16 protein-coding genes, 1 pseudogene and 1 riboswitch are annotated in these 15,990 nt (G+C 72.6%); of the genes and pseudogenes, 10 read left to right on the forward strand and 7 right to left on the reverse strand.

Going from position 1 to position 15,990, the window contains the following annotated elements; all coding sequences use genetic code 11:
• The first annotated feature begins 8 nt into the window (after positions 1 to 8).
• From DQ238_RS04430 to DQ238_RS23540, 3 genes are all read left to right on the forward strand, one after another.
• Positions 9 to 1,430 carry an APC family permease gene (locus tag DQ238_RS04430; RefSeq protein ID WP_158550713.1) on the forward strand — a complete coding sequence of 474 codons (1,422 nt, stop codon included), beginning with the start codon at positions 9 to 11 and terminating at the stop codon, positions 1,428 to 1,430.
• Between the two features lie 5 nt (positions 1,431 to 1,435).
• Entirely contained in the window at positions 1,436 to 2,182 is a 747-nt protein-coding gene (locus tag DQ238_RS04435; RefSeq protein WP_199506126.1) for an IclR family transcriptional regulator, read from the forward strand.
• Between the two features lie 238 nt (positions 2,183 to 2,420).
• Positions 2,421 to 2,578, forward strand: a riboswitch (cyclic di-AMP (ydaO/yuaA leader).
• A gap of 2 nt (positions 2,579 to 2,580) precedes the next feature.
• The gene (locus DQ238_RS23540; protein WP_199506127.1) at positions 2,581 to 3,690 is read left to right on the forward strand and encodes a transglycosylase family protein; all 1,110 of its coding nucleotides are present in this window, start codon (positions 2,581 to 2,583) and stop codon (positions 3,688 to 3,690) included.
• Positions 3,691 to 3,991: 301 nt separating this feature from the next.
• Here the strand turns inward: DQ238_RS23540 and DQ238_RS04450 are convergent, their stop codons facing one another.
• On the reverse strand, positions 3,992 to 5,074 hold the full coding sequence (locus tag DQ238_RS04450) for an ISAs1 family transposase (protein ID WP_158550714.1): 1,083 nt from the start codon (positions 5,072 to 5,074) through the stop codon (positions 3,992 to 3,994).
• A gap of 115 nt (positions 5,075 to 5,189) precedes the next feature.
• On the opposite strand from DQ238_RS04450, the gene DQ238_RS22700 reads away from it, so the two are divergent.
• Entirely contained in the window at positions 5,190 to 5,360 is a 171-nt protein-coding gene (locus tag DQ238_RS22700) for a hypothetical protein (RefSeq protein ID WP_158550715.1), read from the forward strand.
• Positions 5,361 to 5,475: 115 nt separating this feature from the next.
• Here DQ238_RS22700 and DQ238_RS04455 read toward each other — a convergent pair whose 3' ends face one another.
• Positions 5,476 to 6,075 (reverse strand): TetR/AcrR family transcriptional regulator, encoded by a 600-nt coding sequence (locus DQ238_RS04455; RefSeq protein ID WP_113780100.1) that lies wholly within the window; start codon positions 6,073 to 6,075, stop codon positions 5,476 to 5,478.
• A gap of 335 nt (positions 6,076 to 6,410) precedes the next feature.
• Between DQ238_RS04455 and DQ238_RS04460 the strand changes: the two genes are divergently transcribed.
• The 5 genes and pseudogenes from DQ238_RS04460 (at position 6,411) to DQ238_RS24040 (ending at position 9,783) form a co-directional block, all read left to right on the forward strand.
• The gene (locus DQ238_RS04460) at positions 6,411 to 6,884 is read left to right on the forward strand and encodes a hypothetical protein (protein WP_113780101.1); all 474 of its coding nucleotides are present in this window, start codon (positions 6,411 to 6,413) and stop codon (positions 6,882 to 6,884) included.
• Between the two features lie 68 nt (positions 6,885 to 6,952).
• On the forward strand, positions 6,953 to 8,983 hold the full coding sequence (locus tag DQ238_RS04465; RefSeq protein ID WP_233495705.1) for a glycoside hydrolase family 15 protein: 2,031 nt from the start codon (positions 6,953 to 6,955) through the stop codon (positions 8,981 to 8,983).
• 144 nt (positions 8,984 to 9,127) lie between these two features.
• Positions 9,128 to 9,511 (forward strand): annotated as a pseudogene (locus DQ238_RS24030) (SDR family NAD(P)-dependent oxidoreductase); the annotation flags it as partial.
• Complete coding sequence (locus DQ238_RS24035) at positions 9,505 to 9,639, forward strand: SDR family NAD(P)-dependent oxidoreductase (RefSeq protein WP_199506129.1); 135 nt, start codon at positions 9,505 to 9,507, stop codon at positions 9,637 to 9,639. The pseudogene DQ238_RS24030 and the gene DQ238_RS24035, both read left to right, overlap by 7 nt.
• Positions 9,640 to 9,642: 3 nt before the next feature.
• The gene (locus DQ238_RS24040; RefSeq protein WP_255418016.1) at positions 9,643 to 9,783 is read left to right on the forward strand and encodes an SDR family oxidoreductase; all 141 of its coding nucleotides are present in this window, start codon (positions 9,643 to 9,645) and stop codon (positions 9,781 to 9,783) included.
• 434 nt (positions 9,784 to 10,217) lie between these two features.
• Here the strand turns inward: DQ238_RS24040 and DQ238_RS04475 are convergent, their stop codons facing one another.
• The 3 genes from DQ238_RS04475 to glnA form a co-directional block, all read right to left on the reverse strand.
• On the reverse strand, positions 10,218 to 11,018 hold the full coding sequence (locus DQ238_RS04475) for a DUF427 domain-containing protein (RefSeq protein WP_113780102.1): 801 nt from the start codon (positions 11,016 to 11,018) through the stop codon (positions 10,218 to 10,220).
• Between the two features lie 223 nt (positions 11,019 to 11,241).
• Complete coding sequence (locus DQ238_RS04480) at positions 11,242 to 11,670, reverse strand: transposase (RefSeq protein ID WP_233495695.1); 429 nt, start codon at positions 11,668 to 11,670, stop codon at positions 11,242 to 11,244.
• Between the two features lie 232 nt (positions 11,671 to 11,902).
• Positions 11,903 to 13,336: a type I glutamate--ammonia ligase gene (gene glnA / locus DQ238_RS04485; protein ID WP_113780103.1), complete on the reverse strand. Its 1,434-nt coding sequence runs from the start codon at positions 13,334 to 13,336 to the stop codon at positions 11,903 to 11,905.
• Positions 13,337 to 13,642: 306 nt separating this feature from the next.
• Here glnA and DQ238_RS04490 point away from each other — a divergent pair, with 306 nt between their 5' ends.
• A complete protein-coding gene (locus tag DQ238_RS04490; protein ID WP_113780104.1) occupies positions 13,643 to 14,062 on the forward strand; it encodes an RDD family protein in 420 nt (139 codons plus the stop codon).
• Here DQ238_RS04490 and DQ238_RS04495 read toward each other — a convergent pair.
• Both DQ238_RS04495 and DQ238_RS04500 read right to left on the reverse strand, forming a co-directional pair.
• Positions 14,049 to 14,714, reverse strand: a complete 666-nt coding sequence (locus DQ238_RS04495) for a response regulator transcription factor (RefSeq protein WP_113780105.1) — start codon at positions 14,712 to 14,714, stop codon at positions 14,049 to 14,051. The two genes, DQ238_RS04490 and DQ238_RS04495, sit on opposite strands and share 14 nt — an antisense overlap.
• Positions 14,711 to 15,880: a sensor histidine kinase gene (locus tag DQ238_RS04500; protein ID WP_113780106.1), complete on the reverse strand. Its 1,170-nt coding sequence runs from the start codon at positions 15,878 to 15,880 to the stop codon at positions 14,711 to 14,713. The genes DQ238_RS04495 and DQ238_RS04500 overlap by 4 nt, the downstream gene beginning before the upstream one ends.
• Positions 15,881 to 15,990: the final 110 nt, after the last annotated feature.

Below are 15,990 nucleotides of genomic sequence, written 5' to 3' on the forward strand. Positions count from 1 at the left end.
CTTCGCCGGTGACCGGGCTGCGGCCCCGACGGCTGAGCTTCCCCGAGGTCCTGGCCCAGTCGGTCTCCGCGCTCGCACCCTCGGCGGCGATGGTGACCGTGCCCTCCATCGTGCTGGTCACCTCCGGCGCGGCGACCCTGCCGGCGCTCGCCGCGGCGACGGCACTCGTCCTGCTCGTCGGCTGGTGCCTGACCCAGTTCGGCCGGCGGATGGCCGCCGTCGGCGGCACCTACAGCTACACCGCCAAGGGCCTGGGGCCCGTGGGCGCGCTCGTCGGCGGCTGGGGCCTGCTCGTGGGCTACGCCGCGGTGGCCACGGCCGCGCTGGTCGGGGCGGCGGTCTACCTGTCCGGGGTGCTCGGGCTGCGGCCCTCCCCGCTGGTCGTCGCCGGGCTGGGCGCGCTGCTGGGAGCGGCGGCCGCGTTCTGCACCGTCCGCGGCATCCAGCTGTCGGCACGGGTCGCGCTGGCCCTCGAGGTCGTCTCCATCGGCGTGGTGCTGGCCGTGCTCGGCGTGCTCCTGCTGGTCCCCCGCGGCGGGCCGGGCGGCGCGGGGGCCGTGGTGGACGGCGGGGCTGCGTGGGGCGCGGTCGCCGTGGGGGTCGTGCTCGGCGTGACCGCGTTCATGGGCTTCGAGAGCGCGGCGACCCTCGGCGTCGAGGCCCGCCGGCCGCTGGTCGCCGTCCCCCGGGCGGTGCTGTGGACGCCGGCGGTGGCCGGGGTGCTGCTCGTCGCGGCCGCCGCGGCGCAGGTGGTGCTCCTGCGGGCCGCGCCGCTGGACGTGCTCACCAGTCCCGTGCCGGTGGCCGAGCTGGCCGACCGGCAGGGCCTGGGCCTGCTGCGCCGGGTGCTGGACGTCGGCATCGCGGCGTCCTTCCTCGCCTGCGTCACCGGCTCGGCCAACGCGCTGGGGAGGGTGCTGTTCTGCATGGGTCGGGAGGGGGTGCTCCCGTCCGCGCTGGGGCGCACCCATCCCCGCTTCCAGACCCCGCACGTGGCGCTGGCCGTCGTCCTGCCGGCGGTGGTCGGCGTGCCGGTGGTCGCGCTGGCCGCCGGCGGTGCGCCGCGGACGGTGCTGACCGCCGCGCTCACCGTCTCGGCGCTCGGCTACGTCGTCGCCTACGTGCTGGCCTGTCTGGCGATGCCGGTCCTCCTCCACCGGATCGGTGAGCTGACCGCGCTCCCGGCGGTCGGCGGCCTGGTCGCCGGGGTCGGCGGGCTGCTGGTGCTGCTCGGCGCGCTGGCCGGTGCCGCCTGGTCGGGACGGGGCGTCGTCGTGGCGGTCTTCCTCGCCGCGATGGCGCCGGGGCTGGCGTGGGCGGCCTGGCTGCGGCGGCGGGCACCCGACCGGCTGGCCGCGGTCGGGGTCTACGACCAGGCCACGGCCAGCAGCGTGCTCCCCGGCAGCCTGCCGACCCGGCCGCGCCGATGAGCCCGGTGGTCGACCGCGGACTCACCGGCCGCCAGCCCAAGGCGGTGCAGAGCGCGCTGGCCATCCTGGAGGCGGTGGCCCGCGCCGGCGCCGGGGTCACCGCCAAGGAGGTCGCCGAGGACGTCGGCCTGCCGCCGGCGACGGCCTACCGGCTGCTCAACCTGCTGGTGGGCGAGGAGTACCTCGTCCGGCTGCCCGACCTGCACGGGTTCGCCCTGGGCCGGAAGGTCGCCGGACTGTCCCGGGGCACCGGCCCGCCCCCGGTCTGCACGGCGGCGCGCGAGGTGCTCGCCGACTTGCGCCGGCGGGTGCGCTTCGGGGTGCACCTGGTGCTGTACTCCGGGCCGGTGCTGCGCTGCGCGGACGTCGACCCCGACCACCCGCTGCGCTCCCCGGAGGCGGTGGAGCGACACCTGCACGCCACCGCGGTGGGCAAGCTGCTGCTGGCCGAGCAACCGGACTGGCGGGAGGTCGTCCACCCCCACCGGCTGCACGCGCTCACCGCGCGCACCGTGACCCGCCCGGCCGAGCTGGACGCCGAGCTGCGCCGGGTCGCCGAGCGCGACGTGGCCCTGCAGGCCGGGCAGCTGCACGAGGGCGTCTCCTGCGCCGCGGTGCCGGTGCGCGCGCCCTCCGGCGTCCTCGTCGCGGCGATCGCGGTCACCGCACCGGGGGAGGACGAGTCCGTGGTCGGCGCCCGCACCGCGGATGCCGTGGACTCCGCGCGGCGCCTGGGCCCGTTGCTGGGCTGACGGTGCCGCCGTGCCGGGCGCGCCGACGTCTGCGCCCCGCCGCTCCACGCGCCTGCCGTACCGAGCCTCTCCCACGCGGAACCGGATACGGCGCCTCCTCGGCCACTGCGCTCCGCTTCCGGACGCCGACCGTGCGTGAGCGGCATCACGGCGACAATGCACATGACGTCTCGTAGCGTTTTGGCTGCGCTCAGCAAAGGAGAGCGCGGCGCCGGTCCGCCAAACCCTGCCCACCGGCTGCCATCCAGAGACCTCAGGGCAGGGGTGGGGGACCCACGACCACGGCGTGCCACGGCCTGAGTGCCGGGCGCGCCTCGGGGTGAAGCCGCGTTGCGCGGCCGGGCACCGATCGTCCGAACCCGACAGCTCACCTCGCCGGCGGTGATCGGAGATCAACCATGGCCAAGCACCGCGCACCCCGCTACGTCCGCGCCAAGAAGGCGCTCGCCCGGGTCCCCGTCGCGACCGGCGCCACCGTCGTCGGCCTCGGCGTCCTGAGCTCGACGGCGCAAGCCGCCACCACCACCCACGACTGGACCGGCGTGGCCCAGTGCGAGTCCGGCGGGGACTGGGACATCAACACCGGCAACGGCTACTACGGCGGCCTGCAGTTCAGCCAGGCCACCTGGGCCGCTTACGGGGGCACCGCCCTCGCACCCCGCGCCGACCTGGCGACCCCCGGCGAGCAGATCGAGATCGCCGAGAAGGTGCTCGCCGGCCAGGGCATCGGCGCGTGGCCGACCTGCGGCAAGTACCTGACGGGCGGCACCACCGCGGCCTCGGCCGAGACGCCCGCACCGGCACCTGCCGCCGCGCAGCCGAGCGCCGCCCCGGCGACGACCCGGGACGGCGATCCCGCCACCCACGATGCCGCCACCTACGGCCGCCACGGCGCCTCATGGGGCGAGTACACGGTCGAGCGCGGCGACACGCTGCGGAAGATCGCCGCCGCCCACGGCCAGTCGTGGCACGAGCTGTACCAGCGCAACGCGGCCGTCATCGGGAGCAACCCCGACCGGCTCACCCCGGGTGAGGTGCTGGCGACCAGCGGGTCGGCGCAGGCCGCTCCTGCCGCTGCGGCTGTCCCGGCCGCCGCTGCGTCCCAGGCCGTGGCGACGACGACCGTCACCGCGACCACCGCGGTCGCGAAGATCTCCAACAGCGCCGGGGGCGTGCAGCCGCAGGCCCAGGCCGCCGCCAACGCGGTCGTCGCCGGCGTGCCCGGCGCCGCCGGGATCACCATCGGCGGCACCCGCGCCAGCGCGGTCGACCCGAACGGCCACCCGTCCGGGCGGGCGCTGGACTACATGGTCGGCTCCAACGCCGGCCTCGGCGACGCGATCGTCCAGTACCACGTCGCGCACTGGGACGAGCTCGGCGTGGAGTACGTCATCTGGCAGCAGAAGATCCTCACCTCGCCGACCGGTTCGTGGAAGCCGATGGCCGACCGCGGCAGCGCGACGGCCAACCACATGGACCACGTCCACGTGAACTACCGCGCGGCGTGAGCCACCCGGGACACGACCGCCGACTCCGCGGCACACCGGGAGTCCTGACGGCCTGGTCCCGGCTCGTCACACGTGCGAGCGACCCCCTGCCCGCGGACGGGCAGGGGGTCGCTCGCGTACCGACGGTGCACCCGGCCCCACCCCAGGGCGTCTGCAAAGTCATGAGTGGCGGGGCTGAGCTGCACCGATCGCGGAGATGATCATGCTGCGGCGAGGGCGGGGCCGATGAGGTGGGGTTGGTCGGCGTAGTGCCGGTGGGCCGCGGCGATGTTGTCGTGTCCGTCGAGCCGGAACATGTTGATCACCAGGCAGCGGAGGGCGGCGAGGTTGTGGGGGCGTGGCCGGTCCGCACCTGGCAGGCGTCCTCACTCAGGGTCACGTCGCGCACCCAGTGCAGCCCGTTCTCGATCGTCCATTGCCCGCGGACCCAGCCGGCCAACTGTCCGGCGCTGTCCTGCCGGTGGGTCAGCGAGGTGACGATGTACACGGTCTCCTGCGACCGCTTCCCGTCCCCGCGGGTGCGCACGCGGACGATCTTGGCGATCTGGGCGGCGTGCGGGAACAGCGCCTGCAGGGCCGGTTGCCCGTCGGTGGCGAGGACCTTGATCGAGCGGGACTCCCGGCGGCCGTGTCCGACCTCGACCGTCTTGACGCCGGGCACCGATCCCCAGGGCTGGGCGGCCAGCGCGGCATGCAGCTTGGGCCTGGTTCGCTTCATCACGGTGAATACGTAGTGCGCGCCGCGGGCGGCCAGCCAGTGCGCGTGGGAGTCCTGACAATGCAGAGCATCCGCGGTCACTACCAGGCCGTGCAGCTCACCCACGGTGTCCAGGACCGCGGGCAGGGCGGCGATCTCGTCGCCTGCCTGCACGGCCATCTGGCCGCGGACCAGCCCGGCCTGCTGGTCGTAGGCGGCGACCAGCTTCACCTGGCCGTCGGCGGTGCGGGCGCCGCGCAGCACCTTCCCGTCCACAGCCATCACCTCGGCCCCCGCCGGCGAGGGTGAGGAGCCGGCGTCGGCCAGACGGGCCGCGGTCCACCGGTCGATGGCCCGCTGCACGGCGATCGGATCGACCGCGGCCAGCACCCGGCCGAACGTCGACGTCGACGGTCGCCGGCCGATCGGCACGAGTTGGTGATCGGCGCGGGCGGCCCAGCCGGCGATCGCCACCAGCGAGGTCTTCCCGGCCATAACCGCCCCGATCGCCAGCAGCAACACCGATTGCACGGAGTAACGAACACCTCGACGCTCCCGTGGGTCCGGCACCCCCGCCAGAGCGGTCAGCAGCTGCACCGACTCGCGCAGCGAGAGCCCATCGGGCGGCACCTCGCCGTCGGAGACGGCGACGGCGAGCGCGGTCAGGGAAGATGGCAGAGCGGGCACGGGGACTCTCCGGCGATCGGGCGACTTCAGACATCACCAGATCATCACGGGCTCCGTGCCCGCGCCCATATCAGCAGCTCAAAGCCCTACACCACGACTTTGACGCTGCCCTGCGGTGGAGCCGGTGTGGTCGCACCTGAAGCGGTCGCTGACCAATCTGACCAAGCACACCATCGCCGAGCTGACCGTGCTGGTGAAGACCCGACTCAAACGGATGCAGTACCGCTCCGGGCTGCTGGTTGGCTTCCTCACCAGCACCAAACTCGACTACCGACCGTACCTGTAACTCCCTCCGTTAACGATCTTTAGAGCAGACCGACGACCACTTTGACCGCGACGGTCACGGGCAATCGACTGGCTGAGCACCGTGCGGCCCTGTCGACGTGCGGAGTAATTTGTCATTACGTGGCGGCAAACGAGGTCAGGTGAGAAAAGCCGGCTGCAAGTGCGTTGCGCATGGGAGCCGCGTCCCGCTTGGTCGCGGACAGAAGATAACCGCCTTGCACGATGGCGATAGTGGCCTGCGCGAGAACCGCAGGGTCGGCGTCCTGACGCAGCAAGCCCCCAGCCTGTATCACGCTCAGCCATTGCGTCATCGAGGATTCCCAGCGGGTGAAGGCTTCGGCGGCAAGGAGGCGCAACGGGTCGCTCTGACCGAGCACCTGACTCGCGATCGAGCCGAGCGGGCATCCGTGGAATCCTCGCTCGGCCTCGTGCCTGCTCACCAGCGCATCGAACCAGGACCGAATACCCGCCCAGCTGTCCGACGGAAAGGAGTTCTGCTCCTCGAGAATCTGGTTCAGCTGATAATCCAGGATCTCGGCAACGAGATCTTCTTTGCTGGAGAAGTAGTGATAGAATTGGCCTTTCCCCGTTTCCGAGGCGTCGAGGACGTCCTCGACACTGGTGGCACTGACGCCGCGCTGGTACATCAGCTCGGCGGCCGCCGCGATGATCCGTCGCTTGGTGTCCCTGCCGCGCTGTGTGGTTGGTTCGGACATCCACCGCAGCCTTGATCATGCCTGGCGACGTACCGCCAGGACGGAACCGCCGGGCCCCCCGCGGCGCTCAAGCGTATCTGCCGCCACCCGCCTACGGATCGGTGCCCGCGAGAGCCCGCCGACAGCGGCGCCGATAGCGGTGACGACGGTTCACGCCTGCTGGTGAGCCAACACAGACTCTGTACCGATGGGTACAACGGGTCGAGCGTGGGCATGAAGTCCTGTGTGCACCAGCAGCCGTGCGCGCTTCTCGAGCCTTGAGGCCGGTCCACGACCACGTTCCATCCAGGGCTTCGGTTCCCGCGTAGCGCCCTTGCCTCCAGAGAAGAGATCCCATGCAGCCGACCAACACGATCAGCGTGACGGCAAACATCGGCCGCGGTGTTCTGGCCGGTCTCGTGGGCACGGTGGTGATGACTGCCTTCCAGAAGCTCGTCGAGATGCCGCTCACCGGGCGCGAGAACAGCTACGCCCCGGCCGACTTCGCCGAACGGGTCCTGCCTGTGCACCCGACCACCGCTGAAGGCCGCGAGCGGCTGAACAACGCCACGCACTTCGCTCTCGGCGGCATGTGGGGCACTGCCTACGGCATCGCCGCCTCGAGGGGGCTGCGCGGGCAGAAGGCGGTCAACACGGTATTCGCCGTCGTCTACACCGGGGACGTGCTGCTCAACACCGCTCTCGGTCTCTACGAGCCCAGGAAGTGGTCGATGCAGGACTGGGTCGTCGACGTCGTCGACAAGTACGTGCAGGCCCAGGCCACCGGCCTGTTCTTCGACCGTCTTCTCGACCCCGCCCGACGGTCGTGACCGGTCCACCATCCGCGCCGTACCGACGAGCGGTGAACGCGCGTGCGGTGACGGAGGACGCGGCGCACGTGGCCGGGTCGGGCCCGCGCGCGCACGTAGCCAGACTCCACGCAGGTCTGGCGAGTACCAGTGACGACGGTGATTCCCCGGGGTACCACGACGGCGGCCCGCACCGCGGCCCTCAGGTCCGGCGAGAGGATCCAGCCCCGGCTGCTGCGCGCTTCCGCGACTCCCCGCCGGGACGCCGGCCGCCCGCCATCGGCGATTACGGATTCCTCTCCGACTGCACGTCGGCGGCGCTGGTCGACCGCTCCGGCTCGGTCGACTGGTGGTGCGTCCCGCGGTTCGACTCGCCGTCGGTGTTCGGCCGGCTGCTCGATGCGGAGGCCGGGCACTGGACGCTGGCGCCGGTCGACCCCTTCGAGTCCTCGCGGGAGTACGTCGAGGACTCCCTGGTCCTGCGGACGGTCTTCCGGACAGCGAGCGGGGTGGTGGAGGTCAGTGACGCCCTGGCGTTCGAGCCCGGGGCCAGGGGCCACGACATCGGTCTGCGCAGTCCGCACGTTCTGCTGCGCCGGGTGACGGGGCTCGTCGGCGCAGTGCGGATGGGCAGCGAGCTGGCGCCGCGGATGGAGTACGGGCGTACCGAACCGCACTTCCGGCCCGCCGGTCACGAGGTCGAGGCCCGCGGCGGTCCAGTGCGGCTAGTGTGCACCGGCCCGGTCGACTGGTCCTGCGGGGGCGGCGCCGCACGCGTCTCCTTCCGCGTCTCGGCCGGCGAGACCGTCAACCTCCGCCTCCGCTACGCCCCGGCCTTCGCTCCCCCGGACGCGTCTGACTCGGGTGGCGAGCGTCCGAGCGTGCAGGACACTGTGGAGGGCTGGCGGTCCTGGGCCCGCGGTCACACCGGCTACGACGGCGCCTTCCCCGCCGAGGTGCGCCGGAGTTCGATCATGCTGCAGGGCTTGACCTACCGGCCGTCCGGGGCGGTGGTCGCCGCGGCGACGACCTCGTTGCCGGAGTGGCCGGGGGGCGACCTGAACTTCGACTACCGATTCGCGTGGCTGCGCGATCTGAGCCTGACCGTCCGCTCGCTGTGGATCGCCGCCTGCCCCGACGAGCCGCACCGGCTCTTCGACTGGTTCGCCACCGCCGCCGGCCACAACGGTGGCGAGCTCGTGCAGATCATGTACGGCGTCGAGGGCGAGCGAGACCTGACCGAGCGCGAGCTGCCGCATCTGGCCGGCTACCGCGACAGCCGGCCGGTACGCGTGGGCAACGAGGCGTGGCGGCAGAAGCAGCTCGACGTCCTCGGAGAGGTGGTCGACGCCGCCCACGTCCTGCGTGACCACCTCGGCGACCTCGACGAACCGGTCCGCCAGATGCTCGTCACGCTCGCCGATCGGGCCGCCGACGACTGGACTGCGCCGGACGCCGGCATGTGGGAGGCCCGGGACGCCGAGCGGCACTACACCTCCTCGAAGGTGATGTGCTGGGTGGCCCTCGACCGCGCCTGCGACCTGGCGCCACGGCTGGGCGACGGGGCGGACGTGGCCCGCTGGACGGCGGCCGGCCACGCCATCCGCGCGGCGGTCCTGAGCCAGGCCTGGAGCGAGCGGACCGGCGCCTACACGGGTGCCTTCGGCTCCGACGAGCTCGACGCATCGGTGCTGCTGCTGCCCCTGGTCGGCTTCCTCCCGGCGACCGACGAACGGATGACAGCGACCATCGACGCCGTCGAGCGGGAGTTGGGCGCCGACGGCCTGGTCCGGCGGTGGTCGGCCGACCGCAGCGGATTCTTCATCTGCACCTATTGGCTCACCGAGTGCCTTGCCCTCGCCGGACAGGCCGAGCGCGCCGGGGAGTGGTTCCGGCGCGCCACCTCCTACGCCAACGACCTGGGGCTGCTGGCCGAGGAGGCGGATCCCGCCACCGGGCAACTGCTCGGCAACATGCCACAGGCCTTCTCCCACATCGGGCTGATCAATGCCGCGTGGCGGCTGGCGCACCCCTCGCCCGCCCCGGCCCCGAACTCCCCCGTCCCCGGCACCGCCGCCAGCACGGGCGCGGATCCGGAACACGGAGGAGCCACCGACTGACTACTTGCAGGACTGGCATGAGCGGCGGACGGCTGACCGGCAAGGTCGCATTCAGCACCGGGTCGGACTCCGGGATCGGACAGGCGACGGCGAGGGAGTTCGCGGGGGAGGGAGCCGACGTCGTCGTCCAACTACCTCGACGACGCCGACGGAGCCGAGCGGACCAGGGCCGACGTCGAGGCATGCGGACGGCGGAGCCTGGTCACCCAGGCCGAAGTCCAGGACGAGGAGGCGGTGGGCGCGATGTTCGAGGCGGCCCTGGCCGAGTTCGGCACCCTCGACGTCCTGATGAACAACGCCGGCGTCGATGCGTCCGGAACTCCGGTCGCCGAGCTGTCCACCGAGGTGTGGGACCGGGCGATCCGCACCAACGTCTACGGCTACTCCTTCTGCTGCCGCCGGTTCGCCAGGAGCGGCTGGCGCGAGGTGGCGGCAGGCAAGATCATCAACCTGTCCTCGGTGTACGCCGACAATCCCCACCCCGCCGGCTCGGACTACGACTGCTCGAAGGGCGCCATCCGGTGCTGACCCGGACCTTGGCGCTGGAGCTCGCTCCCCACAAGATCAACGTCAACAGCCTCGCGCCGGGCATGGTGCTGACCCCGGTCAACCAGCCGGCGATCGGCGACCCGGCCGTGCTGGAGGAGCAGGTGTAGAGCATCCCCTGGAAGCGGGCGGCCCAGCCGGAGGAGATGGCGCGGCTCGCGGTGTTCCTCGCCTCGGCAGACGCCGACTACGTCACCGGCGCCTCGTACGTGATGGACGGCGGGCTCATGATCAACCTTGGCCAGGGAGCGTGACCAGGTGTGGCGCCGGCGTACTCCGCCACTGCGCTCGGTAGATGGCGCCGGCGCGGTGAGGGCTGCAACCATGACCCTCAATCAGCATGTGGGAGTGTCGCTGTCGGAACGAGTGCCCAGCACGGTCCCGAGCAGGACGGCGCCCATCTGCACCTCGGTGCCGACCCGGCTCGCCGGCGAGGTGCCCGCCTGGACGGCCCGGTCCCCTTGGGGCACGGGTTGCCAGGGCGCCCGGGGCAACGTCTGCGACGTCGCGCGCCTGCACGGGCACGGTCCGCGGCTAACGCGGCTAACGCGGCGCACTTCACTCTCCGGGAAGGCGGAGACGCCCTGCACCACTCTCCGGGAAGGCGGAGACGCCCTGCACCGGGCGCTGGGATCGCCGAGGCGCCCTGGCGCGGGAGCGCCCACGTACTCGGGCCTGATCTGATGCCTCACAGCCGGAGGGCGTCGTGGACCTCCAGGTCGACGCGGTCATCGACGAAGGACATCAATCCTCTCACCGCTTCCGCGTCGTGGAACGGCTCGGGGTAGGTCCAGACGATGTCCTTCTCCAGCCGGCCGTCGAGCCGCAGCGACCAGTAGTGTGCGACGCCCTTGTAGGGGCAGCGCGTCGTGGAGTAGCTCGGCTCGAGCAGGTCGGTCCGGACGTCCTCGCGCGGGAGGTACCAGCGGACTGGCAGACCGCTTTCGAGGAGCATGCGCGGCCGGGTGGAGTCGGCGACGAGCGTGCCGTGCAGCCGGACTCGCACCCGGCGGGAGCTACGCAGCACGTCGACCCGGGTGTACGGGTCGCGCGGATGGACGAACACCTCCTCGTCCTCCTCGAACACCCCGTCCATCGAGTCCCAGTCGAAGGCGATGAGCCCGGCGATCGCCGAGGCGTTCTCTGACGGCTGGTGCCACGAGTAGGCGGCGTCGGGCGCGCTGCGGTCGCCTACCCGCACGTTCCAGTACGTCGCCGGGCCGATGCCCGGGTCCGTCCGCCGCCGTTCACCGGGCTCGAACAGGTCCATCCGGACGTCCTGCGGTGGGAACAGGTACGTGGGCGTGCGCCCTGGCGGATGCAGCAATTGCACGCCGGTGCTGTCCGCGATCGTCTCGCCGGCCAGGACGACGCGGACCCGCCGTGGGCAGCTCTCGACGTATAGAACGTGCTCCGGCCTCCCGGGATCGAAGTTGAACGTCCCCGCGGGGCGCTCGCCGAACGGCCCCGTGCCCTTGGTGAGGCTCATGTTTTGGAGCTACCCAGCGGCCTCGAAGAACATCCGAGGCCCGCCGCTCCCCCGAAGGGGAAGGGCTGCGACCATGGTCTCGCCGCCCAGGCGGACCGGCCGCGGCGCAGGCTGACGCACTGACCCTGGGCGACGCCTGTGCTGACGGCACCTTCCGAGGACGCGGACGCCAGCTCGAGCGTCCCTGTCAAGGGCTACCAGGGAGATTGCTTGGAGGTTGACTTCAAGCCATGGCAGTGATGTAGGCCGGCTCCCGGTCGGCGAAGAAGCCGCGGACGATGTGCGGCAGGCGTCGCAGCCGGCGCAGCCGGGCGGTGACGACCGCCTTCATCTGCTTGGGTCCTTTCGGAGCCGCAGGAGCCACGCCGTCGGCCTTGACGTTGTTCCACACCCATTCGTCGGGGTGGAGCTGCCGGGAGTAGGCCGGTAGCCGGTGCAGCCGCAGCGCCCCGTCCGTTGACCGCACGAAGTCGTCGACGGCCGTGGCGCGGTGCACCGGGTGGCCATCGACGATGACGAACACCGGCCCGCTCCGGTGCTGCCCAGCGTCGTGCCGCAGCCGGGTGAGGAAGGCGATGAACCCGGCGGCGGTCAACGTGCCGGCGAACAGCGAGAACCGCAGCGCGCCCTGCGCGCTGATCGCGGAGATCATGTGCAGGGCGAACTGGGCTGCTCATCGGCAGCGGCCTCGACGTCAAGGCCGTCCACCACGGGCTCCGGCTCGGCGGCGCCAAGACGACGCTGGACACGTGCGGACGCCTGTGGCGCGACAGCTACGAATCCGCGCGGCCGGCGTCGGTGCTGAGCTGGCCGCTCGTGGGGATCGGTTGGGGACCAAGCGGGCTGACCTGCGGTCAAACCGCAGGTCAGCCCGCCAGCGCAGATCAGATGTCGTAGTACATCGCGAACTCGTGCGGGTGCGGGCGGAGGCGGATCGGGTCGATCTCGTTCTCCCGCTTGTACTCGATCCACGTCTCGATCAGGTCGGGGGTGAACACCCCACCGTCGATCAAGTACTCGTTGTCGGTCTCGAGGGTGTCGAGGACGGCGTCGAGCGAGGCCGGCACCTTCTCGATGCCGAGAGCCTCCTCGGGCGGCAGCTCGTAGAGGTCCTTGTCGACCGGCGCCGGCGGCTCGATCTTGTTCTTGATGCCGTCGAGGCCGGCCATCATCATCGCCGAGAAGGCGAGGTAGGGGTTGGCCGACGGGTCGGGCACCCGGAACTCGATGCGCTTGGCCTTGGGGCTGTCGCCGGAGATCGGGATGCGGCAGCAGGCCGAGCGGTTGCGGGCCGAGTACACGAGGTTGATCGGGGCCTCGTAGCCGGGCACCAGGCGGTGGTAGCTGTTCACCGTCGGGTTGGTGAAGGCCAGCAGCGACGGCGCGTGGGCGAGCAGGCCACCGATGTAGTGGCGGGCGGTGTCGGACAGGCCCGCGTAGCCGGTTTCGGCGTGGAAGAGCGGCTCGCCGTCCTTCCACAGCGACTGGTGGGTGTGCATGCCCGAGCCGTTGTCACCGAAGAGCGGCTTCGGCATGAAGGTCACGGTCCTGCCGGCCTGCCAGGCCGTGTTCTTGATGACGTACTTGAACAGCATCAGGCTGTCGGCCGCCCGCAGCAGCGTGTCGAACTTGTAGTTGATCTCGGCCTGGCCCCCGGTGCCCACCTCGTGGTGCCCGCGCTCGAGCTCGAGCCCGGCGTTGGTCAGGTTGACCATCATCTCCGCGCGCAGGTCGCTGAAGTGGTCGAACGGCTCGACCGGGAAGTAGCCGCCCTTGGCGCGGGTCTTGTAGCCGAGGTTCGGCCCGCCGTTCGCGCCGGTCAGGGCCCCGCTGTTCCACGACCCCTCGACCGAGTCGATGTGGTAGTAGCCCTCGTTGATGCCGGTGCTGTGCCGGATCGAGTCGAAGATGTAGAACTCCGCCTCGGGGCCGAAGTACGCGGTGTCGGCGATGCCGCTGGCGGACAGGTACGCCTCGGCCTTCTTCGCCACGTTGCGCGGGTCGCGGCTGTAGGCCTCCCGCGTGATCGGGTCGTGGATGAAGAAGTTCATGTTCAGCGTCTTGCGGGCCCGGAACGGGTCGAGGTAGGCGCTGTTGGCGTCGGGCAGCAGCAGCATGTCCGACTCGTTGATCGTCTGGAAACCGCGGATCGACGAGCCGTCGAAACCGAGCCCGTCGCTGAACGTGTCCTCGCCGAACGTCGACGCCGGGATGGTGAAGTGCTGCATGACGCCGGGCAGGTCGCAGAAGCGCACGTCGACGAACTCGACGTCGTTGTCGCTGATGTAGGCGGCGACTTCGTCGGGGCTGGTGAACATCGATCCTCCGGGAGTGGGCGGACGGCCGAGCCGAAAGCTACGTGCGGGGGGTTGCCCTCGGGTGTCCCGAGTGTTTCCGACCGGTAACAGCGCCCCCGGCGTCTCGCCGGCACGTCTCGACCATCCTCCAGCAGACCCCGTCCTCCCCAGCCCTCACGAGCTCGGGCCGGTGCCCCGGACGGGGCCGGAGCCTCGGCACGGGGCCGGGAGCCTGCGAGGCGGGGGGAGGATTGGCCCCCTGCAGGGGCCCGCCGCGAGCCTGCGAGCGGTGGGGGGGCAGGGGGTCCCTTCTCTACGCTGACGGTCATGGTCGGCGGAGCACAGCCACCCCCTCAGGAGCGCCCCCGCGGCGTCGCACTCGGGCTGCCCGCCGACGGTCCGGGGTCCCTGGCCAGCTTCTCCGGCCGGGTCGGCGCCTTCCTCGTCGACGCGCTCGCCGCGGCCCTCGTCGCCGGCCTGTTCACCGCACCCCGGCTGCCCGGCAACTGGAGCCTGGTGTCGTTCGGGCTGGTCACCGTGGTCACCCTCGTCGCCTTCGGGCAGACCCCGGGCATGCGGCTGCTGGGGCTGCGCCTGGCCCACCCGCGGGCGGGCGCGCGGCTGGCGCTGTGGCGGGCCGTCGTCCGCACGGCGCTGCTCATGCTGCTGCTGCCGGCGCTGGTGGTCGACTCCGACGGCCGCGGGCTGCACGACCGGCTGACCGACACCGCCGTCATCCGGTCCTAGGAGCCTGCAGCCCCGACTCGATCGCGAACACGACCAGCTGGGCGCGGTCCCGCGCGTGCAGCTTGAGCATCGCCCGGCCGACGTGCGTGCGGACCGTCGCCGGGCTGACCACGAGCTCCTCGGCGATCTCGTCGTTCGAGCGCCCCGTCGCGACCCAGGCGACGATCTCCCGTTCCCGCTCGGTGAGCTCGCCGATCCCCGGGCGGGGCGCGCTCCGCCGCGCCGGCGCCGTGGCGAACTGCGCGATCACCCGGCGGGTCACCGAGGGCGACAGCAGCGAGCCGCCGTCGGCCACGACCCGGATGGCCCGCAGCAGCTCGGTCGGCTCGCCGTCCTTGAGCACGAACCCGCTGGCGCCGGCGGCCAGCGCCTCGAAGACGTACTCGTCGAGCTCGAAGGTGGTCAGCACGACCACCCGCACGGCCGCCAGCGCCGGGTCCTCGGTGATCCGGCGCAGCGCGGTCAGCCCGTCCGTGCCGGGCATGCGGACGTCCATGAGGACGACGTCCGGCACGGTCGACCGGACCAGGTCCACGCCGGCGGCGCCGTCGGCCGCCTCGCCGACCAGCTCGGTGTCCGGCTCGCTGTCGAGCAGCACCCGCAGGCCCATGCGCACCAGTGCCTGGTCGTCGACGACCGCCACCCGGATCACGACGAGTCCCGGCCTGCCGGGGACGCGACGGCGAGAGGCAGCTCCGCCCGGACGACGAAACCGCCACCGGCCGCGGGCCCGGCGGTGAGCCGGCCGCCGACCGCGGCTGCCCGCCCGCGCATGCCGGCGATCCCGGACCCGGCACCCGGCCCCCGGGTCGGTGCGGCGGACCCGGAGTCGCGGACCTCGACCGTCAGCCGCCCCTCCGCGCAGCACACCGACACCCGCGCCGGGGCCTGGCCCGCGTGCCGCAGCACGTTGGTGAGCGACTCCTGCACGATCCGGTAGGCGGCGGCGCCGACCGCGTCGGGCACGCCGGAGCAGGGGTCGACCTCGGCGCGCAGCTCCAACCCACCGGCGCGCATGCGGGCCAGCAGCCCGGGCAGGTCGGCCAGCGCCGGGACGGGACGGCGGGCGGCCGCGTCGTCGGCCGACCGCCACCGGTCGAGGTCGGCGCGCAGCCCGTCGAGCGCCTCGCGGCTGGTCGCCTGGATGGCGGCCAGCAGCTGCCGGGCACGGTCGGTGTCGCGGTCGAGCACGTGCAGGGCGACGCCGGCGTGCATCGCCACGACCGCCAGCGCGTGGCCGACGCCGTCGTGCACGTCCTGCGCCATCTGCAGCCGTTCCTCCGAGACGGCCCGGCGGGCCTGTTCGGCACGGACGCCCGCCTCCGACCGTCGGCGCACCTGCCGGGCGGCGCCGATCGCCGCCACCCCGCCGACCGCCGCCGCCCACCCCGCGCCCCAGGCCAGGTGGGTCAGCCACCCCTCACCGGGAGCGCGGCCCATCGCGGGAGCCGCGCCCGTGAGCACGACGAACGCACCCGTCCACGCCGCCGCCTGCCGCCACGGCACCGAGGAGGCGACCGCCCACACCGCCACGGGAGCGCACAGCAGCACCGGACCGTTGGCGTACCCGGCGCCGAGGTAGGCGGTCGTCGCCAGCGCGCACACGACCAGCCCGGGCACCGGCGCCCGCCGGCGCAGCACGAGGGCCAGCGCGGCGACGGCGACCAGGACGTAGGCCCAGGTGTCCGGCGGGCGCACCCAGTCGGGCTGGTCGGCCGACGCGCGAGCCGTGCCGACCAGCCCGACCGCGAGCAGGGGCAGGGCGGGCACCAGGTCCCGCCATCCGGAGGGCGGTGCGGCCGCGGTCGCGGAGGCCACGCCGCGACCCTAGACGGCGCCGGAGGCCCTCGTCCTCCGCTCCGCAGCGGCCCTCGCGTACGCAGATCCGCGTAGCCGCGGAGCCGCCCGCCGGCCGACGCGGGAGACCG

Origin of the sequence: Geodermatophilus sp. TF02-6, from assembly GCF_003319115.1 — a bacterium.
Classification (GTDB): Bacteria; Actinomycetota; Actinomycetes; order Mycobacteriales; family Geodermatophilaceae; genus Geodermatophilus.